Origin of the sequence: Streptomyces sp. NPDC050211 (assembly GCF_040656035.1) — a bacterium.
Taxonomy (GTDB): Bacteria; Actinomycetota; Actinomycetes; order Streptomycetales; family Streptomycetaceae; genus Streptomyces.
Window position 1 is genome coordinate 1 of sequence record NZ_JBFALC010000053.1, and the last position, 25,783, is coordinate 25,783.

At 67.2% G+C, this 25,783-nt stretch carries 25 protein-coding genes and 2 pseudogenes; 11 read left to right on the forward strand and 16 right to left on the reverse strand.

The features are described from left to right. The coding region (locus AB0I98_RS36820; protein ID WP_362949471.1) for a response regulator at nt 1-311 on the reverse strand (311 nt) is incomplete at its 3' end. Nucleotides 312-938: 627 nt separating this feature from the next. On the opposite strand from AB0I98_RS36820, the gene AB0I98_RS36825 reads away from it, so the two are divergent. The 3 genes from AB0I98_RS36825 to AB0I98_RS36835 all read left to right on the forward strand — a co-directional run bounded on the left by AB0I98_RS36825 (nt 939) and on the right by AB0I98_RS36835 (nt 5,478). Then, complete coding sequence (locus AB0I98_RS36825; protein ID WP_362949473.1) at nt 939-4,268, forward strand: S8 family serine peptidase; 3,330 nt, start codon at nt 939-941, stop codon at nt 4,266-4,268. Between the two features lie 183 nt (nt 4,269-4,451). Further along, nucleotides 4,452-4,739, forward strand: a complete 288-nt coding sequence (locus AB0I98_RS36830; protein ID WP_362949474.1) for a hypothetical protein — start codon at nt 4,452-4,454, stop codon at nt 4,737-4,739. A gap of 160 nt (nt 4,740-4,899) precedes the next feature. After that, nucleotides 4,900-5,478 carry a hypothetical protein gene (locus AB0I98_RS36835; RefSeq protein ID WP_362949476.1) on the forward strand — a complete coding sequence of 193 codons (579 nt, stop codon included), beginning with the start codon at nt 4,900-4,902 and terminating at the stop codon, nt 5,476-5,478. A 178-nt stretch (nt 5,479-5,656) separates the two neighbouring features. On the opposite strand, the pseudogene AB0I98_RS36840 reads toward AB0I98_RS36835, so the two are convergent. Further along, nucleotides 5,657-5,788 (reverse strand): annotated as a pseudogene (locus tag AB0I98_RS36840) (transcriptional regulator); the annotation flags it as partial. A 209-nt stretch (nt 5,789-5,997) separates the two neighbouring features. Further along, on the reverse strand, nt 5,998-6,924 hold the full coding sequence (locus AB0I98_RS36845) for an AraC family transcriptional regulator (protein ID WP_362949478.1): 927 nt from the start codon (nt 6,922-6,924) through the stop codon (nt 5,998-6,000). A 72-nt stretch (nt 6,925-6,996) separates the two neighbouring features. On the opposite strand from AB0I98_RS36845, the gene AB0I98_RS36850 reads away from it, so the two are divergent. Continuing rightward, nucleotides 6,997-7,839, forward strand: coding sequence for an SDR family oxidoreductase (locus AB0I98_RS36850; protein ID WP_362949480.1), 843 nt, complete (start codon nt 6,997-6,999; stop codon nt 7,837-7,839). A 586-nt stretch (nt 7,840-8,425) separates the two neighbouring features. Here AB0I98_RS36850 and AB0I98_RS36855 read toward each other — a convergent pair. The 4 genes from AB0I98_RS36855 to AB0I98_RS36870 form a co-directional block, all read right to left on the reverse strand. Then, nucleotides 8,426-8,941 carry an N-acetyltransferase gene (locus tag AB0I98_RS36855; RefSeq protein WP_362949482.1) on the reverse strand — a complete coding sequence of 172 codons (516 nt, stop codon included), beginning with the start codon at nt 8,939-8,941 and terminating at the stop codon, nt 8,426-8,428. Nucleotides 8,942-9,072: 131 nt separating this feature from the next. Beyond that, nucleotides 9,073-9,627, reverse strand: a complete 555-nt coding sequence (locus AB0I98_RS36860) for a hypothetical protein (protein WP_362949484.1) — start codon at nt 9,625-9,627, stop codon at nt 9,073-9,075. Nucleotides 9,628-10,251: 624 nt separating this feature from the next. Then, a complete protein-coding gene (locus tag AB0I98_RS36865; protein WP_362949485.1) occupies nt 10,252-10,539 on the reverse strand; it encodes a hypothetical protein in 288 nt (95 codons plus the stop codon). An 866-nt stretch (nt 10,540-11,405) separates the two neighbouring features. Further along, on the reverse strand, nt 11,406-12,386 hold the full coding sequence (locus AB0I98_RS36870) for an exo-alpha-sialidase (protein WP_362949487.1): 981 nt from the start codon (nt 12,384-12,386) through the stop codon (nt 11,406-11,408). Between the two features lie 596 nt (nt 12,387-12,982). On the opposite strand from AB0I98_RS36870, the gene AB0I98_RS36875 reads away from it, so the two are divergent. Further along, a complete protein-coding gene (locus tag AB0I98_RS36875; protein WP_362949489.1) occupies nt 12,983-13,162 on the forward strand; it encodes a hypothetical protein in 180 nt (59 codons plus the stop codon). 350 nt (nt 13,163-13,512) lie between these two features. Here the strand turns inward: AB0I98_RS36875 and AB0I98_RS36880 are convergent, their stop codons facing one another. From AB0I98_RS36880 to AB0I98_RS36910, 7 genes are all read right to left on the reverse strand, one after another. After that, nucleotides 13,513-14,166, reverse strand: coding sequence for a hypothetical protein (locus AB0I98_RS36880; protein ID WP_362949491.1), 654 nt, complete (start codon nt 14,164-14,166; stop codon nt 13,513-13,515). A gap of 343 nt (nt 14,167-14,509) precedes the next feature. After that, nucleotides 14,510-14,728, reverse strand: a complete 219-nt coding sequence (locus tag AB0I98_RS36885; RefSeq protein ID WP_362949492.1) for a hypothetical protein — start codon at nt 14,726-14,728, stop codon at nt 14,510-14,512. Between the two features lie 477 nt (nt 14,729-15,205). Beyond that, nucleotides 15,206-15,343: a hypothetical protein gene (locus tag AB0I98_RS36890; RefSeq protein ID WP_362949494.1), complete on the reverse strand. Its 138-nt coding sequence runs from the start codon at nt 15,341-15,343 to the stop codon at nt 15,206-15,208. A 105-nt stretch (nt 15,344-15,448) separates the two neighbouring features. Beyond that, nucleotides 15,449-15,955, reverse strand: coding sequence for a suppressor of fused domain protein (locus tag AB0I98_RS36895; RefSeq protein ID WP_362949495.1), 507 nt, complete (start codon nt 15,953-15,955; stop codon nt 15,449-15,451). Nucleotides 15,956-16,023: 68 nt separating this feature from the next. Beyond that, entirely contained in the window at nt 16,024-16,251 is a 228-nt protein-coding gene (locus AB0I98_RS36900; RefSeq protein ID WP_362949496.1) for a hypothetical protein, read from the reverse strand. After that, nucleotides 16,248-16,919, reverse strand: a complete 672-nt coding sequence (locus AB0I98_RS36905) for an erythromycin esterase family protein (RefSeq protein WP_362949498.1) — start codon at nt 16,917-16,919, stop codon at nt 16,248-16,250. Before AB0I98_RS36905 ends, AB0I98_RS36900 begins: the two co-directional genes overlap by 4 nt. Next, nucleotides 16,882-17,373 carry an erythromycin esterase family protein gene (locus AB0I98_RS36910; protein ID WP_362949499.1) on the reverse strand — a complete coding sequence of 164 codons (492 nt, stop codon included), beginning with the start codon at nt 17,371-17,373 and terminating at the stop codon, nt 16,882-16,884. The genes AB0I98_RS36905 and AB0I98_RS36910 overlap by 38 nt, the downstream gene beginning before the upstream one ends. Nucleotides 17,374-17,571: 198 nt before the next feature. Here AB0I98_RS36910 and AB0I98_RS36915 point away from each other — a divergent pair, with 198 nt between their 5' ends. The 3 genes from AB0I98_RS36915 to AB0I98_RS36925 all read left to right on the forward strand — a co-directional run bounded on the left by AB0I98_RS36915 (nt 17,572) and on the right by AB0I98_RS36925 (nt 18,636). After that, a complete protein-coding gene (locus tag AB0I98_RS36915; protein WP_362949501.1) occupies nt 17,572-17,907 on the forward strand; it encodes a hypothetical protein in 336 nt (111 codons plus the stop codon). Between the two features lie 242 nt (nt 17,908-18,149). Continuing rightward, complete coding sequence (locus tag AB0I98_RS36920; protein WP_362949503.1) at nt 18,150-18,398, forward strand: hypothetical protein; 249 nt, start codon at nt 18,150-18,152, stop codon at nt 18,396-18,398. A gap of 91 nt (nt 18,399-18,489) precedes the next feature. Beyond that, the gene (locus tag AB0I98_RS36925) at nt 18,490-18,636 is read left to right on the forward strand and encodes a hypothetical protein (RefSeq protein ID WP_362949578.1); all 147 of its coding nucleotides are present in this window, start codon (nt 18,490-18,492) and stop codon (nt 18,634-18,636) included. A gap of 380 nt (nt 18,637-19,016) precedes the next feature. On the opposite strand, the gene AB0I98_RS36930 is transcribed toward AB0I98_RS36925, so the two are convergent. Further along, the gene (locus AB0I98_RS36930; protein ID WP_362949505.1) at nt 19,017-20,471 is read right to left on the reverse strand and encodes an MFS transporter; all 1,455 of its coding nucleotides are present in this window, start codon (nt 20,469-20,471) and stop codon (nt 19,017-19,019) included. A 433-nt stretch (nt 20,472-20,904) separates the two neighbouring features. On the opposite strand from AB0I98_RS36930, the gene AB0I98_RS36935 reads away from it, so the two are divergent. Together AB0I98_RS36935 and AB0I98_RS36940 are read left to right on the forward strand one after the other, a co-directional pair. Then, entirely contained in the window at nt 20,905-21,255 is a 351-nt protein-coding gene (locus tag AB0I98_RS36935; protein WP_362949506.1) for a hypothetical protein, read from the forward strand. A gap of 105 nt (nt 21,256-21,360) precedes the next feature. Continuing rightward, nucleotides 21,361-24,099, forward strand: coding sequence for a hypothetical protein (locus AB0I98_RS36940; protein WP_362949507.1), 2,739 nt, complete (start codon nt 21,361-21,363; stop codon nt 24,097-24,099). 247 nt (nt 24,100-24,346) lie between these two features. Here the strand turns inward: AB0I98_RS36940 and AB0I98_RS36945 are convergent. Further along, a pseudogene (locus AB0I98_RS36945) lies at nt 24,347-24,701 on the reverse strand (RidA family protein). 80 nt (nt 24,702-24,781) lie between these two features. Here AB0I98_RS36945 and AB0I98_RS36950 point away from each other — a divergent pair. Further along, nucleotides 24,782-24,976, forward strand: coding sequence for a hypothetical protein (locus AB0I98_RS36950; RefSeq protein ID WP_362949508.1), 195 nt, complete (start codon nt 24,782-24,784; stop codon nt 24,974-24,976). The last annotated feature ends 807 nt before the right edge of the window (nt 24,977-25,783 follow it).

Genomic DNA, 25,783 nt, shown 5'->3' on the forward strand with positions numbered 1-25,783 from the left:
GAGAAGGGTTTGGCCAGGTAGTCATCGGCCCCCGTGTCCAGGGCCTCTGCCTGATCCCAGTCCCCGTCCTTGGCGGTGAGTACCAGGATGGGGGTGGCGTTGCCCTCCCGGCGCAACTGGGCGCAGACCTTGTAGCCGTTGAGTCCGGGAAGCATCAAGTCCAGGACGACCAGGGCGTATTCGCCGGTCCGGGCCATCCACAGTCCCTGCCGGCCGTCATGGGCGAGGTCGACGCTGTAGCCCTCGGCGGTCAGACCGGTGTGCAGGGTGTGGGCAAGGTCCACCTCGTCTTCGACCACCAGGATGCGCATGCGGTGCAGCCTCGCACAGCGCAGGCCCGCTTTCCTGATCGGCCGGTCAGGTTGGATCAGCATCCGGTCAACGAGGTTCCGGCACGCTGGCGGCACGTTTCCGCCACTGCTGAAAGGCCCTGCCACACGTGTCCGTTGATGAACGTGCCCCCGCCGCGGCCAGGACGGTTTCCCCTTCCGCACCCGCCCGTCGACGATCACCGAGCCCAGCCAAAGCCATTGTCGTCACCGCACCCTTGTCGCTGACCATCGCTCTCGCCTCGCGCTTTCAGCGCGACGTGAAGTCGCTGTCATGCAGTGGTAGTTGCAAAGAGAGGGGTCGACTGCTCCGGCCTGTGACCGATGGCCGGTCCCCAGCCTCGGGTGCGTCACCGGTGACGCGGGGGTGCTGAGCCGAGGTGGTCAAGCTCAAGGGCACGAAGGGCCATCATCACGCCACAAGCGAAGGGGAAGTCCGAGCGGGCGGGCGAAAGCGAACCCTTGTCCTTACGAGCCGACATGAGGAACACCGCGTCAATGGCGAAGCGGGCGGCGGCAAATTTACGCCTGACCAGCAGAAACCCGGCGATTACACCCGGAAGACAACAAGTTCTCAGATAGCCTCCAGGGGGAGACTTGCGCAGACAAGTGAAAAGAGCGTGCGCGGCCACGATCGCCACGGCGGCAGCCGTGGCCCTGGCGGCGGGCATGACCGGCCCGGCGTCGGCGGAGGCCGAGCGTGCAGCCAATGACCCGGCCGGCGCCTCGGCCGTGCAGACCGCGCCCAAGCACCGCATCACCCTGATCACCGGCGACCGCGTCGTCGTCGACGCCAAGGGCCGTGTCATCGGCCTGGAGCGGGCCAAGGGCCGTGAGGGGATACCCGTCCAGATCCGCAAGGCCGAAGGACACACCCTCGTCGTGCCGGCCGACGCCGCGCGGCTGATCGCCACCGGCAAGCTCGACCAGCGGCTCTTCGACGTCACCGAGCTCAACAAGTCGGCCAACCGCAAGGCGCAGAAGCAGGGACTCAAGCTGATCGTCGGCTACCGCGGTGCGGCCGCGGCGGCGAAGGCGGACGTCCGTGACGCAGGTGACACCGAGGTCCGCAGGACTCTCAAGTCGCTGAACGCGGACGCCGTGCTGACACCCAGGGGTGACGCGCCCGACCTGTGGGCCGCGGTCACCGACGCGGGGTCCGGCGGCGCGAGGACCGCCTCCGGTGTCGCCCATGTGTGGCTCGACGGGGTCCGAAAGGCCAGCCTCGACAAGTCCGTTCCGCAGATCGGCGCCCCCAAGGCGTGGGCGGCCGGGTACGACGGCAAGGGCGTCAAGATCGCCGTCCTCGACACCGGTGTCGACGCGACCCACCCGGACCTCAAGGAGCAGGTGGTCGGGGAGAAGAACTTCTCCAGGTCCCCCGACGCCACCGACCGCTTGGGCCACGGTACGCACGTCGCGTCCATCGCGGCCGGTACGGGCGCCAAGTCGGCGGGCAAGTACAAGGGCGTCGCGCCGGGCGCCAAGCTGCTCAACGGCAAGGTGCTCGACGACGACGGCTACGGCGACGACTCCGGCATCATCGCCGGTATGGACTGGGCGGCCGAGCAGGGCGCCGACGTCGTGAACCTCAGCCTCGGCCGCGGGGACACTCCCGAGATCGATCCGCTTGAGGTCCAGGTCAACAAGTTGTCCAAGGAGAAGGGCATCCTCTTCGCGATCGCCGCGGGGAACGACGGGGGTGAGCAGACGATCGGCTCCCCGGGCAGCGCGGAGGCCGCGCTCACCGTGGGCGCCGTCGACGACTTGGACAAGCTGGCCGAGTTCTCCAGCACGGGCCCCGGCCTCGACGGGCAGATCAAGCCCGACGTGACCGCACCCGGCGTGGACACCACGGCCGCCTCGGCCCCGGGCAGCGTCATAGCCCAGGAGGTCGGCGAGAACCCGGCCGGCTACGTGAGCATCTCGGGTACGTCGATGGCCACCCCGCATGTCGCGGGCGCCGCGGCGATCCTGAAGCAGCAGCACCCGGAGTGGACGTACACCCAGCTCAAGGGCGCGCTGACCGGTTCCACCAAGGGCGGCAAGTACACGCCGTTCCAGCAGGGTTCGGGCCGCATCCAGGTCGACAAGGCCATCAAGCAGACCGTGATCGCCGACCCGGTGTCGGTGAGCTTCGGTACGCAGCAGTGGCCGCACACCGACGACACACCGGTCACCGACAAGGTCACGTACAAGAACCTCGGGACGACCGACGTCAAGCTGACCCTCGCGGTGGCGGGCACCGATCCGAAGGGGCAGGCCGCACCGGCCGGCTTCTTCACGCTCGGCACCAAGACGCTGACCGTCCCGGCGGGCGGCTCGGCCTCCGCCGACCTCACGGTCAACACCAAGCTGGGCGGCACGGTCGACGGAACCTACTCGGCATATGTGACCGCGACGGGCGGCGGCCAGAGCGTACGCACGGCGGCGGCGGTGCAGCGCGAGGCGGAGGCGTACGACGTCACGCTGAAGTTCCTCGGCCGTGACGGCAACCCGGCGAAGTACTACAGCGCCAACCTGGTCGGTGTCTCCGGGCTCGCCCAGGACAAGTACTACTCGCCCTACGACGAGTCCGGCACCGTCAAGGTCCGTGTTCCCAAGGGCGGTTACATCTTCAACACGGGGATCCTGGGCGACCCGGAGGACGCCGCCAAGGGTATCGACTGGGTGGCGCAGCCGAAGCTGAGCGTCACCAAGAAGGCCACGATCACGGTGGACGCGCGGACCGCCAAGCCGGTGGACATCACCGTGCCCGACGCGGCGGCGAAGTCGGGGGCCGTCTGGCCGACCTACACCGTCGGCACGGCGTACGGCTACGAGGGGTTCGGCTGGTCGCTGGACTCGTACGCCAACTTCCGTACCGCGCACGCCGGCCCGCAGGTCACCGACGGCACCCTGTACCAGCAATGGGCCGGTCTCTGGGCCAAGCCCGCCGAGGAGTACGACATCATCGTCGGCGGCAAGGTCAAGCAGCTCGCCACCGGTTACACCAAGCACTACAAGGCGAGTGAGCTGGCCACGGTGAAGACCGGTCTGGGCGCCTCGTCGAGCGGCAAGAAGGGCGCGATCTTCGTCGAGGGGAGGCTGCCCGGCAGTCCAGGCTACTTTCCGACCGGGATCCAGCAGACGCTGCCCGGCACGCGTACGCTGCACCTGTCCACCGCGGGCGGGGCGAAGTGGAAGCTCGACTTCGAGCAGCACGGCGGGCTCGACGAAGACGGCTTCCCGATCGTCGAGGCCCAATACAAGCTCGGCACTCCGCAGACCTTCAAGGCGGGCAAGAGCTACGAGAAGACCTTCAACACGGCTGTCTTCGGCCCGCGCGTCGGCTCAAGCCTCGGTATCTACCGCGAGGGCAACGGCATCTACGGCTCTCTGCCGCTGTTCACCGACGGCAAGACCCACGTCGGCGGGTCGCTCTACTCGTCGGCCACCACGACCCTCTACCGCAACGGCACCAAGGTCGGCTCGAACAGCGACCCACTGGAAGGGGCGGGCATCTTCAAAGTCCCGGCCGGCGACGCCGCGTACAAGCTGACCACCTCCGTCAAGCGCAGCGTCAAGGTCGCCGCGGCCTCCACCCGCGTCGACGCCAGCTGGACCTTCCGCTCCAAGAAGGCCGACCTGGCCAAGCTGCCCGCGTCCTCGATCCGCTTCGACGCGGCCGTCGGCCTGGACAGCAGGGCCCCGGCCAACAAGAAGGTCTCCGTCCCGGTGACCGTCCAGGGCTCGGCAGCGGGCTCGAACCTGAAGTCCCTGTCGGTGTACGTGTCGTACGACTACGGCCAGACCTGGAAGAAGGTCACCGTCAAGAACGGCAAGATCGCGGTCACGAACCCGGCCAAGGGCAAGGGGATCTCATTCCACGCCAAGATCGCCGACAAGAAGGGCAACAAGTCGACGATCTCGATCTACAACGCGTACTACGGGAAGTGACCTGATCCGGTGGATCACCGACAGGTTCGCTGAACGCGCTCATACACGGATGGCCCGTGTATGAGCGCGTTGCGGCAAAGGGAGTCTCTGTTCCATGTGCAAGGGCTTCTTCGTGTGCGGGGCGTGATCGCGACGGGGTAGGGGCAGGCAGCGGGCGGCTTGTTGTTGATCGAGGAGGTCGCGATGCCGTCGGTGCTGGGGCTGATGGAACAGCGTGAGGTGCGGGCGAGGCAGGATCTGGACACCACGATCATGTGTCCATCGGGGACGTCGCCGTGCGTGTCCGCGAACGCCACGTCCCTCCACCCCGGCGACCTCATCTTCACCGAAGGCTCCGCGTCCTGGCCGGAACACGTGTCGATGGCGATCGGCGACGGACTCCTCGTAAGCGCCCCAAAGCCGGGCCGCGTCGTCGAGGTCGCGAAGATCTCAACCCACGGCATCATCCTCGTCGTACGGCGGATCGTGTAGCGGCACATGGGTGGGACTGCAGTCATCGCCTGTTCTGGGCGCGCCGTCGGTGAAGGCTCATAGGCTTATCCCTCTGTTGAAATATCGGGGGGGACACGTGAGTTCTGCTGGCCAACCGTCGTGGGCGCACCCAAGGCTGCGGCTGCATCACCAATACGTCGTGAGACGCTTGACTGAGGCGCAAGCCGCGGCGGCCGAACTGGAGCTCGCACTGGCGGTGGACACGATCCGCTCCGCCCTGACGTACGAGCAGGGCTACTTTCGACGAGCGGCGCTCAAGATCGCCATCCCTGTGAACGTCCTCTTCGTGGTACTCATCGCCGGTAACCGCGCGGCGTGCACGCCAGGCGGAGTACTCGAGCCGCAACCCACCTCCGACTGCACAAGCGTGTACGCGCCTTGGCTCACCCAACTGGGAGCGTTCAACCTCTTGGTGGTGCTCGCCCTCTTCGTGCTGTGGACGCGTGTCACAGGAGAGGGCATCGCCATACCACGCTGCTCGAAGCCGATATACCCGCTACTCAGCCTGCTGACAGCCAGCGCAATCGTCACCCGCCCAACCACCAGATACACCGAAGCCATCAAGCTCAGCCAGCAGATCTCCCGCCCGGGACCCCCGTTGCGGACTGTCGCCAGCAACGCCGCTGCGGACTTCGGCAACCGCCGTGCCCTCCGGAGCGAACTGGCCACACACCTCAATCGTGTCGACGCCGCGTTCATTGAACGGTGTGCATCGTGAAGTCTCAGGTCACGGGTCTGGTGTGAATGGCGGGTTGGGTACTCGTGCGGGTCGGCGGCCCGATGGCCATGGCGTAGATCATCGGGCAGGTCCGGCTCCGGCGGGATGCCGGGTTCGGCTGCGCCCATGACCGGCCCCCGCCTACGATCCGTCAGCAGGTCGCTGCCCTAGCGGGGCCTCAGTCGCTATGGGTGACCGGCTCGGGACCGGCGTCGAGCGCATCGAGCACTGCGTCGCCGTTCGCCCTCGCCCACTCGGTCAGGATGTGGATTGGATCGATCAGCGTCGCTCCGAGCGGGGTGAGCTCGTACCTGCCGGTTCCTATCGGAAACCTAGCCTGGGTTCTCTCCCCCTTCAAAGCCAGGAGAGTCATGCGAGTCATCACCCAGCACACCCTCGGCGGTCCCGAGGTACTCACCATCGTGGAACGCACCCGAGCCCCAGCCTCGGCCGTAGTCGACCGATGTCGCCACGACATGCCCGCTTGCCCCGCATGAAACGAAGAATCGGGATCAGGTCTCATGCAGCCCTCTGGCGGGCGTACCGGCCGGGAGCCGATCCTGTAACGCGGGAAAACGCGGTGCTGAAGGCACTGGTCGAGCCGTAACCAACCTTCCGGGCGATCTCGGCGATCGGCTGATCCCCTTGTCGCAGAGCACGTTTGGCGATGGCCATCCGCCAGGACAGCAGGTACTCGATCGGCGTCAGGCCCACGCGCCGGACGAACCGCTCGGCCAGGACCGATCGTGAGATCCGTGCCTCGGCCGCCAGGCTGGCCACTGTCCAGGGCCGTGCGACGTTCGCGTGGATCGCGTGCAGGGCAGCCGCCACCGGGGGGTCGCCCAGGCCTGCCAAAAGGCTGGCCGGGGGTTGTTCCAGCGTCGCCGGAGCGCTGCGCAGCGCCTCCACCAGCATCACTTCGACGAGCCGGGTCAGCACCAGCGACGCACCGGGCCGGTCCGCGCCGGCCTCGTCGCCGATCAGCTCGAGCAGCCTCGCGATCCGCCCGGCGCCGTCGGTGCTCGCCCGCAGGTGGACCACGGTTGGCAGCAGGTCCAGCAGGAGATCGGCGTTTTCCGGCTCGATCGCGAAGTGCCCGGCGAGCAACTGCACTGCTGGCCCTCCTTCGCTGCCCAGTCTCAGGTGGTTGTCCTGGGTGCCGGCCAGTGTCTGTTCCCCGTCGACGACGTCCCCGCCGGTGTCCTCGCCGATGTCACTGCTGAAGGTGAAGGCAGGCGGGCCCGACAGCAGCAGGAAGTCTCCCTTCGCGAGGCGGACCGGGCTTCCCTCGCACTCCAGCCAGCAGTGGCCGGTGGTGACTACACCGAAGTTGACGTCGGGATTGGCCTCGAATCGCAGTCCCCACCGCCCGGAGCCCTCGATCTGTTTCCAGAGGACAACGCGCGGGTGCAGCAGGCCGATCACATCGGCCAGGGGATCGGTCAATCGGACGCTCGCTAACTAGTATAGGAGTATTGATGATAGACAGTCCGGACGGGTGACGTCGAGACTCAATGCATGAGCACACAGACCCGCAAGACCGTCCTGATCACCGGCAGCTCGTCGGGGTTCGGCAAGGCCACGGCCGCACTCTTCCTGGACCGGGGGTGGAACGTCGTCGCGACGGCCCGCCGCCCGGCGCCGGAGGGCCAACTCGGCCCGGACACCGAGCACCTGCTGACCTGCGCGCTGGACATCACCGACCCGGACTCGATCCAGGCCGCCCTCCGGGACGCCCTGATCCGCTTCGGCCGGCTCGACTGCGTCGTCAACAACGCCGGCGCCGGGCTGTTCTCCGTCTTCGAGTCCACCCCGATGGCCACCATCCGGGCGCTGTTCGAGACCAACGTATTCGGGATGATGCAGGTGACGCAGGCCGCCCTGCCGATCCTCGCGGCCCAGGGCAGCGGGTGCCTGATCGCGATCAGTTCCGGAGCCGCGATCGTCCCTGAGCCGCTGCTGTCGGTTTACAGCGCCACCAAGTTCGCCGTCGAAGGCTTCACCGAATCCCTGCGGTACGAGGCAGCTGCGCGCGGGGTCTCGGTCAAGCTCGTCGAGCCCGGGTTGGTGCGGGGAACCAACTTTCTGGCCCACACCGCCGAGAGTGCTCAGGCCATCCCCGTCGCCGCCGGCTACGAAACGCTCGTGCAGCAGGTGATGGGCGCATTCGAGCAGGAGTGGCCCTACCGGCTCGCGACCGCTCAGACGGTGGCCGAAGTCGTCGTCACTGCGGCCGGCGACGACAGCACGCAGCTTCGGTACCTGGTCGGCGAGGACGTCGAGACCTCCGCCCGGATGCGGCGCGAGACCTCCGAGAAGGACTACAACGACTGGGCCCTGGCCCGCGTCGGCGCTCAGTGAGAGCGCCGGTCGCCCGCCCTTTCACCCCATTAGGCGAAAAACCATGAACACAATGTGAGGCCGGCGGTGACGGCGTCGAGGTCAAGGCACAGGCCCTGTGCGAAGGAACGGATGGGGGGCCGGTGAGTCGTGTGGACCGAGGTCGGCCTCAACTACATTCTCCGCAAACCCCTGCCACCAGCCGAAACGCCGCGGACGGCGGCGGCATTCTCTTCCCGCTCGCCCCGCTCTCACACTCGTCGTTCGCATGAATATGGAAGTCGTCTCCTGAGGAGCGGGGCGAGACAAGGAGGTGCACGTGGAAGCCTTCTTGGAAGGCGGCCTCACCATCAGGGGTGCATCCGCTGAGGCCACGGCTCTTTCTCCTTGCCCTGGGGCACTGTCCCATGACACCAGAGCCTGGGCTGCCCGCGTGACTCGTTTGATCGCTGAGGCGCGGTTTGTTGATTGAGGGCCGCGGAAAGGCTGATGAACGCGGGGAAGCGTTCGGTCTTCCGCTCATAGCGGCGGTGCAGGCGTCGGTACTCCGAGAGCCAGACCCACGACCGTGATCGAATAGAGGAGTGAGTCCGAACGTTCTGGCGCTTCAGGGGAGTTGGCCAGGAACCCACAGGTAGTGGACGATGCTCTCGCCATTGTCGGATACGGCGGTCTGGCCGGTGGGTGTGAAGCCGATGCCTTCGTAGAGGCGTTGGGCGCGGGTGTTGTCGGCGTGTGTGAACAGTTGGAACCGGTTGTAGCCGAGGCCACGGCCGTGGGGGAGCAGTGCCTGGAGCAGTCGCCTACCGACCCCCATGCCCCAGTGCTCGGGGCGGACGGCGACGGTGCTGATGTGGCACAGCCCGGGGATGGTGGGGCCCATGCCGCCGTCCTGGCGGCCACTCATACCGACCGCAAGGCCGATCGGATTGTTCTCGGTGCTCTGTGCGACGAAGAAGAACGTGTCGGGACCGGCGAGTCTCTGGCGGAGCCGACCACGGCTTTCTTCCTCGAGACGTAAACGACCGCGCCGCCGGGCTTCGGCAGCGCGCACGATCGTCAGCGCCTCCTCGATGTCAGTCGCGGTTCCGGGGCGGATGGTGACGGCGTGATCGGCTGACACGGTGGCACGGTAGCCGTCGACCGGCAGGTGTGGTCAACCCCGGGAACGCCAACGAGCCGTGCCGCGTGATCAATGGTCGTGCAATGAGCGAGCGTGAGACCGCGGCGCCAGGCTGCAGACGCTCACCTCGCTCAGTTTGATTGTGGGGGCGGGAGTGCGCCCGGAGCGATGACGGCGGTTTGTGGCGTGTGGATGGTTCGGTGAGGGAGTTCGTGCCTGTGGTGCCCGGTGCCGTGGGAGCGGATCACATCGTCTATGGCACGGATCAGGACGCGTTCCATGACCTCAGGCGGATTGAGTGTGCCGCTTCCGTCGGGAGGGCAGAGCCAGCGCAGGTCTCCCCAGCGGCAGTGCGGGGCGGGGGTGGCGATCCATCCGTCCCTCGTGACATGGCGCGTGCCCTGGCCGACCCAGGTGGACGCGGGGTCAGGCGGCAGGAAGAAGCCGACGTGTTGCCGCCTCTCGTCGAGGAGGGCAGGGCCGGGCTCGAGGCGGGGAATGCGGTCGAGGAGGTCGGCGACGCGCAGGCCAAGGCAGGCGGGGACGATCAGTACGTCCCAGAAGCGTCCGGCGGCCAGGAGATGGGTTCCGGAAGTGCCGTGTTGCCAGTCGTTCTTGCAGGCCTGTGGGTCCTGTGCGGCCGCGGCCAGCCACTCGGTCGCGTTCGTCCACTGTGCCAGTGCCATGAACAAACCTCCTGCGTGATGCCGGGCCCTGTCCCCGGCAGGCCAAAGGGTGTTTCAACCACCACGGCCATCTGTTGCAGCGAGCCGGAAGGAGGCGACACGTGGGGCCCAGTGATGTGGGCCCGAGCTGGTGTCGCTGCCAGGGGCTCCCGCTGCGCACCGCCCCCGGCAGCTTCCGTGTGGTGGCGGACCAACTCGCTACGGAGAGCCGCACGGATCGGAGGGCGCACCCCCTATTGCGGTGCAGCGTGTACCAGATGGCACTTGGTGATCTTTATGCTCTTGTTGGCGCCTTGCTTCCGTAGGTGGGCGGTCAGTGTCCTATTGCTACGGGGCGCTCGACGGCACGGCCACATACCCGGGGCCCAGTTCACCGGACCTCGCGAGCGCCAGCGCACCAAGGGCGCAGATCTATGCAGACGGGCGCCGTCGTGCGGTTCTCTGCTGCTGTCCAGTGCGTTGAGAGTGAGCCGGTCCACCTATCTACGCCGAGCTCGCCGACCGGTGGGTCACCACCGGACGCTTCCTCCCCCAGGCCGACCCGGCTTCTCGCCCTCGCCTGGGCCGAGTTGATGACGTGTGCAGCGCGTGCCTGGTGCCCCTCCGTCCGATGGTCGCGGGCCGTCAGTCGTCCTCGTCGCCCTCCTCGTCCTGCCGCGCCTCGTATCGCTTCTCCAGCTCCGCCTTCTCATCGTCACGCTGTTCCTGGCTGTCGCTCGGCTCCGCTGTCGGGCTCGGGGATGTGGTGGGGGACGTACTTGAGGCCAGGGGTGACGCGGTGGCGGGCGTGCTGTTGCCGGGCGACGGGTCGGGTTGCGTGCCCTCGGCCGCGGTGTTGTCGGGGGAGAACCACAGCATGCCGAGGAGCACCGCGGCCACGAAGAGCACCGCGACCCCGGCCGTGGCCGCCACGCGTGGCTGGCGTGTGAGGAGGGCGAGAAGCCCGGGGTGCTGGCCTCGCCGACCTGATGCGCGCCTGGCCAGGTGTTGTGTAGCGTTTCGCGGCCTCGACCGGCGCCCGTGGTCGTGGTGGGGCCTGGGGACATCGTCGCCGGCCGGGCAGTCGGCGTCGCGTCGGGGAGCGGTTCGGGGCGCCCGAGCCAGGCGCCGTCGGCGAACCATTCGGCGGCTTGCTGGGCGGTGGGCCGGTGCTCGGGGTCCTTGGCGAGCAGGCCGAGGAGGGGACGATCTAAGCCGCTGCGGGCATCCGCCTACATAGTTCAGAGAAGTCCAGTGCAGCGCCGTGCGGGTACTCCACGTCGGCACCGTCAGGACGCTCGGCGCTATCGATGGCCAGGCGGATGCGGCCTTGCGGACCGCCCGCGAGAAGGAGCCGACCGCCCTGGCTGTGCCGGTGCCCGTCGCCGTTCATGCCTTCAGGTATCGGTCCTGCATGGTCGACTTGACTCATTGTACTTCTCCGGCAGGTGGACCCACTGTGTTCCGGTCGCCCTCAACCCCACCTGCCTTGTCCATCATGGGGACGGCATCGCAGCTGTCCCTTCTGCCTCGGCCGACACATTTTTAGCTGGCATCAGCATGCTCGGCCTGGGCTTTGGTGTAGGCGAGATCTCGTGGGGAGTTGGCGGCCCCGATGCCGCCCAAGTCCCAGGTCGATCCGCCGTGATGCCCGTGCGGGCCTGTAGAACCGGCCCTGCAGCGTAAGTGCGGACCGGCACGCGGAGTGAATGCAAGTCTGTTCGCCGGGGCAGCCTCGGCGTTCGCCGGTTCGGCGGGCCGCCATTGCCGCTGCCGCATCCAGCTGTGGCGGCCGCTTCTCAGCCTCCCAGGGTGAAGGTGTGCCAGTGGACGCCGTCGGCGGAGGCCTCGTACGAGCCCTGGCCGAGGCTGCCGGTGCCGAGATAGCCGATCGGGGTCCGAGTCGGTGCTCCGGCCGGCCCGGCGTCGGCTGTCCTGTGGAAGCTGCTGCCGCCGTCCGTGCTGCGGTAGGCGCCGGTCTCGCCATGTATCGTCAGGCTCCCGTCCGTGGCGGCCACGGGGTGCCCGAGGATGGACAAGGGCTCGTGTCCGGGGCGGTACGTCCACACGCGTGCCCAGCTGCGGCCGCCGTCCGTGCTCCGGTAGAGCGCCCGCAGGCCGTTCTTGATCTCTTCCTTCTCCGGTAGCTGTCCGGGCTCGGCCGCGTAGAGGGCGTCCTGTCCCTCGACGACCTGGAGTCCCCAGCCTGGAGTCGGCGCCTTCGGGCCGGGCAGCTTACCGGCCGTCCAGGTGTGTCCCTGGTCGTGCGAGACGGCGAGCGCCGACGTGCCGGTCCTGGCGTCCAGGCCCGACGCCCACAGCGCACCGCTGTTCGACGAGCCCGCGGGGAGCACCACCCCGGCCAGCGGAGGCTGCGCAGCCAGCGCCTTGCGCCGACCGCTGTCCGGCATGGTCACGACGAGTCGGCTGCGGCCGCACCCGCCCTGCTCCTCCGCCTTCAGGCAGTCCCAGGTGAGCTGGGCCGACCCCGGTACGGCGCGCACGGTGCCGGAAACCCGCGTTGTGCCGCTCTTCCAGGTCCTGGCGCCGTCGTCGGTGAACCAGGTGCGGTCCGGGTTCCTGCCGGTCCCCACGGTGATCAACGCCCGGCCCGGGCCCAGCGCGAAGATGTCGGCGGTGAAGCCGTCACCACCGCTGAGATCGGGCAGCGGAGACTCGCCCAACCGCCACTTTCCATCCTCCAGGACCGCCACATGCTGTCGGCAGACGTGGTCGTCGTCAGTGCCCGTCTCGGTCTCCTGGCCCGTGCATTCCCCCATGACGGCGAATCCGTTGTGCTCGTCGGCAAACGCTACGAACACGGCATGGCCCGGCAGTTCAGGCGCCGAAGGAATGCCCGGCGGAGGAAGCGAGGTCACGGCAGCCGAATGGGACGACGAACGCTCCGCAGCCGTCCCGGCCGCATCTGTGTCGCGGTCGGTGTCGCACGCCGTCAGGCACACGACGGCCGTGACGGTGACCAGAACTGACCTGCTGTTCAGGCGCATGGGCTTCCCCTATGGCTGCGGCGGGCCGCCCCTCGGCCCCGCTCACCTCCTATACACCGCAGCCCCCGGGGAGGTTCCCACCCTCGACTCGGAACGCCGCCTCGCTCCGCATGAGTCGACAAGATCACGACGATGGCCGGCCGACCATGCGTGTCTGACCGGACGGCACGGCCCGCATCTGCGGGCGGTGCCAATCCAGGCTCCGCCGTCAGGCCAACCCGTGCGCCGTCTGCGGACGTCACGACATCGCCTTCCGCGACCGGGAAGGGCGTCCCCGCTGCCGGTCGCACCCGCCCGAGGGTGGCACGGACCCGCTCGGCGAGTTGTGCGGGCTGGTTCAACGGGACTGCCCGGAGGTGTCCTTGGGCGTGATCGCCGAGGTCGCGCGTGGCATCGAGCCGGCCAGGAACCGCCAACGCCAGCTGCTGTGGGCTCTGTTGGACCACCCAGACCTGCTCACCGGCGGCGCGAGGGGCCCGCGCAAGACGGTCGCGCTGATCAAGGTCCTGCAGCAGCACGGCGCCAAGAGGCTGGTAATTCCTCCCTGACCCGCTGTGCGGGCGCCAGCAGACCCACCGTGCGGCCGACAAATCGGGCTCCGGCCCGGAAGATGCCGTAAGCGGTCCGCAGCAGGCACGTCTCCTCCGGCCACCACGGGACCACCACCCGGGCCCCGTACCTCTGCCGGTAGTACTCGCGCCGCTTCCGCTCCGGCGTCGTCGAGATCACCCAGCAACGCCGCACCTGGTGACCGCCGAGCAGCAGCCGCTCAAGGGCCGCGTCCCGGGCCTCGCAGACGATCGGCAGGTGCGCGGGGATGAACTGGCGACCATGGCCGTTGTCACGAGAGGCCGCCCGTCTCTGCCATGGGGTGTGGCCACAGTGCCCGGCAGCGCCGCTACTTGATCGCGCCTGTCCAGTGGGGGTCGTCGCCGAGGAAGCTGCCGTCCTCCAGCCAGGCCTCGTCCGTGCGGGTCATGGTGAACACGATGTCCTTGCCGTCGCTCTTGGCGATGGAGTACTCGGAGGTGAAGGTGCCGCTGCGCCCAGGGGCGAGGCGGCCGGCCATCTGCTTGGAGCCGGCCTCGACGTACAGGGATTCGGTCTGGCCGCCGGTGGTGGCGCCTTGGGCGTCGTAACCGAAGTTCTCTTCGAGGTCGTACGGCTTGGCCGTGCCGTTGGTGATGGTGAAGGTGACGCGGAACGGCGTCTCGTCAGCGTCGGGCTTGTCGTCGAAGTCGCCGAAGCGGGTGATGGTGCTGATCCTGTCGACCTTGACCTTGATGCCGTCGGTGTAGGCGAAGGTGTCGCCCACGGCGAGTTCGGTGTCCGCCTGCTTGGTGTCCGGCGGCTCGGTCTCCATGCCGGCGGCTGGGCCGCACTGGTCGATCCAATCGGCTTGCGACAACTGTGAGTCGGGGCCGCAGTCGGGCGTCTCGGAGGCCAGCGTGCTGCTGGTGGCGCGTTCGGCCTTGCCTTGCGAGGGCTCGCTACAGGCGGTGAGTGCGGCCGCGAGAATCGCGATGGTGGTGAGCGCGGCTCTGGCGTGCATGGTCCCCCCAAGGACGGTGCTGGTGGTTCGTCAGTGTGGGGAGCCTACGCAGGTACACCCGGGGCATGTGCACGGTTCGTGGCCGATTCGTGATGGTAGCAAGTGCCCACCTCCACTTAGGCGTTGACCTTGCAACCGTCCTCCGTCACCCGTGACACTGCATGATCGCGGGGCGCTGAAGAGAGTGACCCACCACTGGGGTCGAGGCGCCCGCCCTCTTGGGGGAGGTTCGCGGGCGCCATCGTGCAGGGGCAGGCTGGTTCCCCCCGTGACGGGTCTGCCCCTGCTCGAACGTGAAGGCTGGCCCTGGGTGCCCAACCGCCGTCCGGCACCCAGGGCCCTCTCATGTCGTCGTCGACCACACTTCGGGGCCTCCGCCGTGCCACTCGATCAGGGGCGATTCCATCACGTCGACTTCGTCCATGCCCGTCAGGCCGGCGCGGTCCAGGAACACGCTCACGTCGTGCAGGCCGTACGCGGTGCCGAGGGTCTCGCCGTCGACGCGGACCTGACGGCCGCCAGTGTCTGAGGGCGGGCATACGATCACGCGCAGCTGGGACATGATCCCAGCCTCACCCGGCCCGCATGCACGCGCACGTGGGAGAGGGCCGTCGATGATGCCGTGCTGCCGCCGCGCTGCTTTACTGACACGGACTCGGCTGCATGCGCCAGGGATGGTGAGCGAGGCGAGCCAGGTGTGGCCGACCAAGGTCGGCCCGGAGTGCGTACCCACGCTGACACGGGCGCCCTGCATGGTGAGGCATCTGCGACTGCGTCGCTCCCTTCGAGCCTGCGCTGATCACCCGTTCGGGCGCGCGCCGCGACGCCAGAGTGATCATTCGGGGCAAGAGTGATCACAGTGAGTGACGGAAGGCCGCGGCACCCATCGCCGAGGTGCCCGGGCCTTCCCGGTGGGCGGGGCGACAGGGGCGACTCGTCAGGCTTCGTCATGATCGACGGTGGCAGTTGAGGAAGTCGAAGCGGAGGGTGTGCGTCCCGGACGGTGATGACGGTCTTCGTCTGGGTCGTCGAGAAAGTTCTAACGGCCGCCGGAACCGAAGCCCCGGGTGACCGTCCAGCGCACGCCGACGTAGTTGCTGGGCAGCCCGGCGGCGGGGGCGCCGGTACCCCAGTTCGTGGCGCACTCTATGCCAGAGCCGTTCAGCGGCCCCGGCATGTTCAACTGGCTCCAGATTGTGGATGATTGGCGAAGATCAGGCGTCTTGAGATGACCCCGGAGGGCGGTCTGTTCCGGGACCGCCAGGGTGATGCGGGTGCGGATTCAGACGACAGGGCTTCTGAACGGATCAGTGGGGATGATCTCTGCTTCGTCGAAGAGTTGCTCCAATGCCTCGTGTCCGTGGCTCCTGCGGAACTCAATCTCGGCGGCCGTCACGGGCAGGGTCCACAGGATGCGGGCGTGTCCTTTGGGCAGTGGGCAGTGTTCTAGGTCCGGTCCGTGGAGGTAGGGCAGGCTGATGAGCAGGTGGTCGCAGGTAGAACCCGGGACCCAGGGTTCACCGATTGGCATGCTGTGTTCCAGGTCGAGCTGGTGGCCTCCGCAGTGGTAGTAGGCGATCATCGCCATGAGTTCGATGAATCGCTCGTCGCGGACGTGGGCGGTCATGACGAACTCAAGCCCGTGGCCGTCCTTCTCCATCGAGGCCCAGCACCCAACGGTCACGTAGGCCCAGCTGTCGCTGCGGGGACCGGGCGCCACGACGAGAACTCGCAGGTCGGGCACCACGTCTCGCCGTTCTGGCCCGAGGTCGTAGTCGACGACCTCCACGGAATGCCCCTCGAAGAACGCCCAGACATGGGACTCAACAGCCTCCGCGGCCGGCAGCCTCGCATCACTCACCGCGCGATCATGCCAGACCGTTCGACCGCTCCTGAATTCTTGTTGGGTGCGGATCCTCTGAAGTGAAGATCGGGATCAGGCGGTGAGCTCGTATTCCTGCTGGTGGAGTACGAGGCAAGGGTGCTGGCGGGCGGCTGAAGTTGCTTGTAGCAGTCGGTGTCTCCGCTGGTGATCAGGGCGCGGATTTTGAAGGCGGCTTCTGAGCGGTGTGCCTTCGCGATCATGCTTCGGTGGGTGGGAGTGGCCGCGAGCACGTTGAGGTGGCGATGTAGGCAAACCCGTCGTACTCCTGCGCCAGCACGGTGGGGCTTCGGTGCAGGTGGTAGGTCCAGTGTGGTACCTGGGCACCGAAGCTACGCATGGTTGAGGTGCTGTGGAGCCACTGCCGCACGGTTGCCGACGCATCGGCTCCGGAGCGGAGATCGACGAGATGGTTCCCAGCGGTAGCGGCGGCGAGCTGAGCCCCTGCCGTGGCGGGACCGGCCATACCGATGCTGTTCTCCTTCGGGCGTCGGAGGCGAGGGCCGGGCCATATCCGGCCGGCCCGGAAGGCTCCCTGGCCGAACAGCAGACCCAGGGCGTAGTAGGCGTCTCCGAGCCGTTTATGCAAGTGCTGTCCCAGGGGCGGCGGTCCGCTGCCGTACCGGCTCTTGGCGATATGGCCGTTGTGCGCCCATAGGGCGACCTTCGCGGACGGGTCGTCAAGCAACTCCCGTACCCTGTCAGCCATATACCGGTCGCGCACGGCGTACACGGTCTGCTCCGGGTCCTCATGCATCCGGTTGCGCGTCACCAAGTCGGCCGCTTGGGCCAGGATCCGCGCATGTCGGATTGCCTCGGCTGCTTCAGGAGCGTCATTGGATAGAACAGTCGACCAGCTGCTCGGCAGCATGCACCGGACGCCGCTGCGGGTCGGGGTACTGCCCCGGATGGGCCCCTCCGAGTACGCCGAGCTTGGCGTGAAGTCCCGCCACCCGTTCCGGCGCGCGCTCACGCAAGAAGGCGTCGAGCACGGCAATCGAGTCGCCGCACCGCTGCGGATCGATTCCCACGAAGCGGACTTGCTCGTCCTCGGCCCGCTCCCGGTTGTACTCACGCATCCACTCGATCATCGCAAGTACCTCGCCGGTCCGCCAGGTCCAGAACCCAAGCCCGGTGAGTGCCCTGCCCCCGTCCCCGATGCCGTGACGTACGTAAGCGTCGACGGCTAGCCCCGCCGACGCGCTCGCCTCCATGGCCAGTACGGAACAGCCCATCTCCGTGACCAGGAACTCCAGTAGTCGGTGCTTGAGTTGGAAGAACTCACGCGTACCGTGCGTGGCCTCCCTCAATCCCACAACGCGCACGTCCCCCAGCGTCTCCATCAGCGGCTGAAGGTCATCCCTGGGCGAGCCCGCAGCGAGGCTGGCCAGTGGCAGAGCGTTCTCTCGCAGCCAGCCCGTCACCTCGGCAGACACAACTTCCCCGTCCCGTCGCTCTTATGTGCGGATGAGGCTACCCACAACCAACCGGGAAGGGACATCTGATTCGGGTCCACCCCGCGGGTGTTCAGTGCGGCGCCGGACGCCGAGCTGAGCGTCCGTACCAGCGCGGCGTTCCTGGACCGTTGGACCGCGGGCGACCTCGGCTGGGACGACGGCCGCGCACGCGGCGAGGTGACGGTGGACGGAGCGGAGACGTCCTGGCTCCGCTGGCTGGCCGCCACCGGCTATCTCCTCCGTATAGAACCCGCGCCTGTGGAAGACGCCGAGCCCATGGATCCCGCCGAGCCCGCAGAACCCGCCGAGCCCATGGACCCCGCCGAGCCCGCAGAACCAGACAGCCCGCAGAACCAGCCGGGCGCGGCTGAACCCGAGCCACTGGAGATGTCCGATGCCTGAGAACCCTTCCGACTTCTTCACCGCTGTCAGCGCGCCCTTGCTGACCGAGCCCGGAGTCGCGACCGGCACGATGATGGGTTTCCCGTGTTCGCGGGTGACGGGCGCGTTCTTCGCCTCCGGCGACCCGCGTACCGGCGACCTCGTCGTGAAACTCCCCCGCGAGCGCGTTGCGGAACTCATCGCCGCGGGCCGTGGCAAAGCCTTCGCCCCGGCCGGGCGGACGTTCCGCGAGTGGGGTCCTGGTGGACGACCGCGACGAGGACCACTGGACCGAACTGATCGAGCCCGTCCCCACCCCCACCCCCACAGCACCAGGCACCCGCGCGCCCACAGGGCCGACGACCGTGTCCCTGCGTTCGAGCGAACTGGGCCGGATCCGGGTCGACGACAAGGGCCGCACGCTGTACTTGTTCGAGGCCGACAAGACGTCCGAGTCGACCTGCAACGACGCAATGCGCGCGAGCATGGCCTGCACTGACCACGTCCGGTGAACCCAAGGCCGGCGAGGGCGTCAAAGCCGACCTGCTCGGCACGACCACCCGCGACAACGGGAACACCCAAGTCACCTACAACGGCCATCCGCTGTACTACTACCGGGGCGATGAGAAGCCTGGTGACACGACCGGCCAGGGGCTCGACCAGTTCGGCGCCAAGTGGTACGTGCTCAACGCGGACGGCAACAAGGCCGAGGGCGAGGGGCAAGACGCAGACCAGGACGGCGGCTACTGAGCCGGAACATCCCCTCGCCGTCCCCTGATCTGACGCGGCCGGCATGCGGTCCATTTCCGCGACGCCGCGCAGCATCGGCACCATGCGCGAGCCATCCACGCGGGCCTGGCCCAGGGCGCCAGCCCCATGTACGGTCCGCGGTCCGTCCAGCACCGCGGACCCTACGGTGGCTGCTGCCGATACCGCCGGCCGGGAAGGGGCCACAGTGCCCCGCCCGGTCCGTCGGCGCTGGGTCGCTGACCTCGTCCCGGGTCTTGGCCGCCCCGCCGGGCCAGTGCGCCCGCGCGAACTCGGCCGCGATGGCGTACCAGCTCAGCCGGCTCCGCACCGAACTCGCCCGCCAGATGCGCGACCGTGCTGTCGCGGTCCCACCCAGGCGGTCAGGCCAGGGTGGTTGCCTTCCTCTTCTTGGCTGGTAGGAACAGCACGAACAAGACCGCTGCCGCGACCAGCGCGGCGGTGATGAGGTGGGCGGTTGCCATGGCGTTGGTGAACGCGGTCGATGCCGCTTGCTTCAAAGCCTGGCGATGGTCGCTGTCCAAGTTCCCCGCGATGACGATCGCTTCCGCGAGGTCGCTGGGCACCGGAGTGCCTGCCGGGCCGGTCATCGCGGCACGGAAATGTGCTGTGGTGATGCCGGCCACGACTGCTGTGCCGAGTGCCCCGCCGAGGTAACGGCTGGTGTCGGCGATCGCTGAGGCGACGCCTGCCTGCCCGGGGGGCTGCGCGTTGATCATCGTTGTGGGCACGAGCGGCAGGATGACGCCCATGCCAAGTCCGACCAGGAGCAAGGCCGTGAGTACGACACCGAAGCCGGCGCTCGCAGTCGCCTCTGACATCACTACGAGCCCCAGGATGAGAAGCAAGAGCCCGAGTGACACGACCGTCCGCAGCCCCAGACGCTTTGCCAGCTCGCCTGCGGAAATGAAGGAGATCGCTGTCGTGGCTACGACCGGCAGCACCCGCAGCCCAGCGTCGAGTGGGCTGTATCCCAGCACGAGTTGAAGGTACTGCGCGACCGCGAACAGGCTCCCCAGCAAGGCGAAGTAGCACCAGAACAGCACCGCGGCGCCTGCCGTCGTGACGCGGCTGAGGCTGCGCAGGGGCAGCATCGGCTGCGGTGTCCGACGCTGCCGGACGACGAAGGCCGTCAGCAGCGCGAAGGCCACGACCGTGACGACCGCCACCTGTGGGTCGAGCCAGGCACGTTGTGGGGCCTCCACGATTGACCAGACGACCGCGCTTGTGCCGGTAGTCGCCAGGATCGCGCCGCCCCAGTCGAAGGGGCGTGCGTCCTGCCTTCGGGCACGGGTCTCAGGCACCAGCTTCCAGGCCGACAACAGCAATGGCGCGGCCAGGAAGATGTTGACGGCGAAGACGCTCGGCCACCCGAAATGGCCCAGTAATGCTCCCCCGAGCAGAGGGCCGAGAGGAGCGCCGATCAGTCCGGCCGCGCCCAGCACTCCGGCGGCGAGAGCCCGGCGGTGGGAGACGAACACAGCGCTGATCGTTGAAAGCCCGGTGGGCATCATGAGTGCAGCGCCGGCGCCCATCACCCACCGTCCACCGATGAGGAGGGCAACAGATTCTGCGGCCGCGGCAGCCACTGAGCCCGTAATGAACAGCAACAAGCCGAGGTATAACGCGATCTTGCGTCCGATGCGGTCGGCGATCGCTCCGCCGAGTACCAGCAGTCCCGCCAGCGACAAGGTGTAGGCGTTCACGACCCATGACAGCGCAGCAGCATCTGCGCCCAGATGCCGGCCGATCACTGGGAGCGCGACGTTGACCAACGTCGCATCCAGCGTCGTGACCATCGCCAGCCAGCAGAACACGGCAAGCGTCCACCAACGGTGGCTGCAATCGACGGCCCGCCATCTGCGGCTGTTCGGACCGAGTAGCGCCCCGGCGACGCACGAGCCCCAATTGTCCAGTCGCCGCGACTCCATGAGCCTCCCCTTCCTGCATGGAACACCACCTCGCCGACGGGCTGCAGCACAGACCGCAGATCCAGGGCTACGGAGACGGGCCGACGATCAGCACCATTCTGGGCGGACTTGTGGCCCCCGAGGTTGCCGTCCCCCGAGGGTGTTCGGTCTTGACCACTTTCGTGACTGGAGTTGCGTTCACTCGTTGCGTACCGCGAGGCCGCAGCGACTGGCTCGGTTCGATCGGCCGGTGCTCAACAAGTGTCCGGTGTAACTGAATTGCCATGGGGGGAGCAGGGACCCAGTCTCGGACCCTTCTCCTGGGGGATGGAGAGCAGCGATGACCGCACGGCGTGTAGTGATCGTGGTGACGGGCCTTGCCGTAGCCGCGACGGGTGGACTGCTCGCAATGACGAAATCCAGCTGGACCGCCACGGTGTTGTCGGCGTTGGCCGCGGTCGCCGCCGTAGGGGTGGCGGTGTGGGCGGCCCTTCCCGGATCGAGTTCGAGGCCGGAGACGAGCATCCGTGTCTCGGGCAGCGGACCTGCGCGCAGCGGACCGGGCGGCAGCGCCAACACCGGCCTGACCGGACCGGTCACGGGGCTTCGGGGAAGTATGGACGTGGAGCGGTCCGGAGCTGCGGACGCATCCGATGGCGGGAATGCCAGCAGCGGAATCAACCTGACTTGACCGAAGCAGCGGGGAGTTGGGCATTCCCTCGACTCCATGAAGGCCGGAAGCGGGCACATGCCGCGTTGGCGGGTCAGAAGCAAGGTCAGTGATACGGGGCCGGCGATGGCTCAGGGCGAGAACGCCACCGCCAATACCGGGACCCTGATCAACGTCAATGTGCGCGGACCCGAGTGGCGAGGAAGGGATCCGCACTCGCCGGACTATCTCGACGAGTCTTCCGACAGATTGGCCGAGGTGGTCGAGGAGCAACTGCGGCAGCAGAAGAAGCACCACGGGCTCCATGATCAACTGCTGGTGCCGTTCTCGATACCTGATCGCCCCGTAGGGCATTCCATCGAAGAGATATTTGACAGCGATGCCGTGGGCGTGAGCTGGGCGGCGGCGTGTTCGTCGGGCCAGTTGGACAAGGTGATCCAAGAGTTCGAGCGGCTACCGAAGCGGCGGCTGGTGATCGTGGGCGCGGCGGGTGCAGGCAAGACCGGAGTAGTGATCAACTTTGCCCTCCTCCTGCTGGACGGCCGGAGCACGAAGCGGGAGACGGCAGGGCGCAAGAAGGTTGCCGTACCGGTGGTTCTGCCATTGGGTTCGGGGGCCATGGACCACAACGAGTCCCTGGATCACTGGATCGCACTCCGGCTGGTCGATCTGTACGGTGAGGCGTTCGGCGTGACCGGACGGATGGGGCGCAAACGCGCTATACGGCTCGCGCTGCGGCTAGTGCGCACCGGGCGTGTACTCCCAATTCTCGATGGCCTGGACGAGTGTGCGGAACCTCTGCAGCCTATGGTGGTGGCGAAGCTCAATGCCGATGGCCGACCCGTGGTACTGACCTGCCGGATGCCGGAATACGAAAAAGCTGTCACCGGGGAATGGGAAGACGGAACGGACTACCCAGTGCTGCATGGCGCCCCGGTACTCGAATTACAGTCTGTGCCTGTTGAGGAGGTTCAGAAACACCTGGGCAGGGCGACTCACCCCAAATATCTCCCAAAGTGGGATCAGGTCTTCGCCCGCCTGCAGGAAGACCCGTTCGGCCCGCTGGTCGAAGCCTTGTCCACACCTCTCATGGTTTGGCTGGCGCGGATCATCTACGCCCATCGGAAGAACGACCCCTCCGAATTGCTCGATTTCGCCGACTGCAGGAGCATCGAGGGACATTTGCTCGATCAGTTCATCCCGGCAGTGTACTCCGACGGGCCCCTATCCCAATTTCCCCAGCGAGGTCGGTCAATGAAGGATAAAAAAGCGGAGCACTGGCTAACCTCCCTTGCCCAGTTACAGCAGCGCCTCAAGACCAGGGATCTTGCTTGGTGGGAGCTGGCCAAGGCCACGCCCCCCTACGTGACAGGACTTCTGTCGGGGATCGTCGGCTGCCTACTGGCCACGCTCGGGGTGACGCTCGCGATCGGAATCAGCAACGGAGTCGAAGCAGGCCGCGCGCTCGGTCCGGCGGGCGGAATCGAGGCCGGCGTCTGGGCCGTAGGGAACATTGTCGGTGTCGGCATCGGGCTCGGGATCGTCGCTGGGATCGTCGCTGCGGTCATTGGCTGGTTCGCCGCCAAGAACCCGCCGTCACCTTCAGCATTGATGATCCAAGTTCAGAGGGGTTTCAAACCCTCCCTGCGCAGGCTCTTCGATGGGGCACTCCCTGGCCTCCTGGGCGCTCTTTTGTTCGGTGCCGCAGTTTGGCTTCTGTACGGGATCAAGGCAGGGGTGCTGGCGACATTGGTGGCTTGCGCGGTCGCCCCGACCTCGACTGCGGTCGCGTGGCTGACCAACACAATCGCGGACGCCCGGCGGACCAAGAGCAGCCGCCGCGCAACCCACGACACCCGCCCCTCGTCCGCATTTGATCGTGACCGCAAGGCAGCCCTCTGGAACATGCTCATGGTCGGGGTCATCGCCGGCGGCCTGGCGGCTGGGATCGTCGAGGTGCTGATCAGGCCGACTGACCTCCCCCCGGTTCTTGCCGCAGGATTCACGACTGGGGTCGGGTTCGCGGTTGCTGCCGGGACTCGCATGGCGTGGGTGCACTTCCTTATCGCTCAGGCATGGCTCGCTGCTCATGGCGAGACACCATGGCGTCTCATGGATTTTCTCGACGACGCCTACGACAAAAACGTGCTGCGTCAATTCGGAGATCGCTATCAGTTCCGCCACACTCTGCACCAAGACCGCTTGCTCGAGCGGTCGGAAGAACCTGATTTGCCCACAACTCATTCGAGGCGCCGCAGGAAACTGCGAGGCGCACTGATCGTCGTGACCTTGATCCCGTTCGCCTCATTTGGCTTGTGGGCGGTCTATCTCCAGTCTACGAAACGTGACACAGAGTGCTACCCATCCGTAGCTTTACAGACCCGGACTGACCCTCATTTTCGCGTCACAGTCTCCTCTGCGCATTCGGCCTCCCAGCCCGCTATATTGCTCCAGCGCGCCAACTGTGTACTCAGGCCATCGACCAGCCCGTCAAACAATTATCAAGACAAGGTCGACCTGGATTCAGGGCATCCGGGTCACGGTAAAACCAAGGTGCAGATCGGACACCGGCGCGACGGCGGCCTCGCCGAGATCATCCTGGAGCGCCATAAGATTCTGACCGCCTCTGGATCTCCCGCATACGTCAAGATCGATCATGGTCTCGCGATGGATTACTATGCATGCCGGTCAGCGCTACAGGCCACGGCTGAGCGAGTGAACGGCATTCGAAACGACGAACTACAGAAAGGCGACCGACTCTGCGTTGAGACCAGCCAGAAGAACATCGCGCTGGTGTACATCATTGAGCCCCCTGAAAGAGCGTCACCACGCCTGTTGATCACCTTCACTGTATGGGATTCCTGATCTCCACGGCCTGTACGCGCGGTGAGCCGTAGAGGCGCCGTCACACGCGGCCCTTCGACTCCTCCGGTACGGCGATGAAGGGGAAGACCACCCGTATCGACGGCAGGAAGGCACCCCTGAGCACGGACGACACCAACCGCTGACACCAGGACGCCTCACAACGGGCGCAGGTGCTCGATCGTGACGCGGTGCTGCCTGCTGCTCGTGCCGGCTCGACCGGCACGAGTGGGGAGGCGGCGAGGTCGCATCACGCGACGGCGGTCCCCTCGAGCTCGACCATCTGGCCTGGGATCGCCAGCCGTGTCACCCCGAGCATCGTGGTGGTCGGCGCCACCCTGGCGGCGCCCAACCGCGACGCCAGCATGCCGTAGTGCTGGAAAAGCAGATCGACGTCGGTGGTGTAGACGTTGAGCCGGACCAGGTTCGTGAGGGACATGCCGGCCTCGCCGAGCACGGCCTCCAGGTTGTCGAGGCTCAGCGCCAATTGGGCCGCCATGTCACCGTCATGCTGGGGGCTTACCGTCGTTGCTCATCGCGGTCTGCCCGGAGCAGTACAGGGTGCGGGTGTGCCCGGAGACGATCTCACCCTGGTTGAATCCCATCTCCGCCGACCACGTCACCGGGTTGACTGGGTCTTGGCGCCCGCTGGCGTCGTGTCGGGAGCCGATGTCCTCATCGACTCGTGTCCGTCTGGCCGGTTGCCCAACAAAGCCACCCGGAGGTGCGGATGATCGAGGGCCGGCTGCTGGTCGCCGTCGTCGTGATTGCTGCCACCGACACCCGGGGAGGCCGTCGCGTGTTGTTGTTCGGCCTGCCGTGCCGCATCGGTGAGGCGTCTGCCGTGGGGCCGGCCCCGGCCATGATGCCGTCACCGTAGGGTCTGTTGGCCGGGCTGATCGAAGTGGCGGGGCGGTAACCCGATTCGATCGAACCGTCGAGGCGCATGCCGCCGAGCCTGGCTTCTGTCGTCATACGGCTGCGGACAAGACACCTACCGGGCCGGGGTCCGAACACCGACTGATCCCCAAGTCGGCTCGTCAGATGCCGTGCGGACACCGACCGGATTGTCGGCGACAGATGCCGACCGCGACCGGTATGGGCCGCTTCAGCACCGTGATCGTCCTGGTCGATCCGTATGACTCCAACTGGAGCCTGGCATCACGTGGAGTGACCTTGTTGCTCAGTCCGGGCCGCGGGCCTTTCTCATACGCGGTGGCGGCGAGCGAGGGTAGTTGGTCGGCATCTGCAGCCGTCTGGTGCAGGCCGGGCATGGTGGCGGGCTAGCCGTTTTGAACCCGCGTCGCGCTACTCGCATTGCCCACCCTCTGGGGGTTCCTCAGACCATCCTGTGTGGCGAGGTGGAAGAGCCGCTTGCAGCAGGGTGGTCGCGGCACGTACGAGACCTTGTGGGCGATCCGGACTCCAACATGCCCGCCGCGCAACCGTCTTCTATTGGTCCCGGCGGTCGTGGGCCGTGTCGGCGTGCAGGTGTCGGCCTGTTCGCGAGCGAAGGTGGCTTGGCGCTTGCACGCTCGATCTTGCTGAGCGCCGACCGGTCGGATCAGCCCGTTCGCAGCGGTGCCCGCCTTGGGAAACAGCTTTGCGCTGCGCACGGAAGGAGTTCGCCGAGGTCGAGCTCGCCACTGCGGAATGGGTCACCTGGTTCAACCACCAGCACCTACGC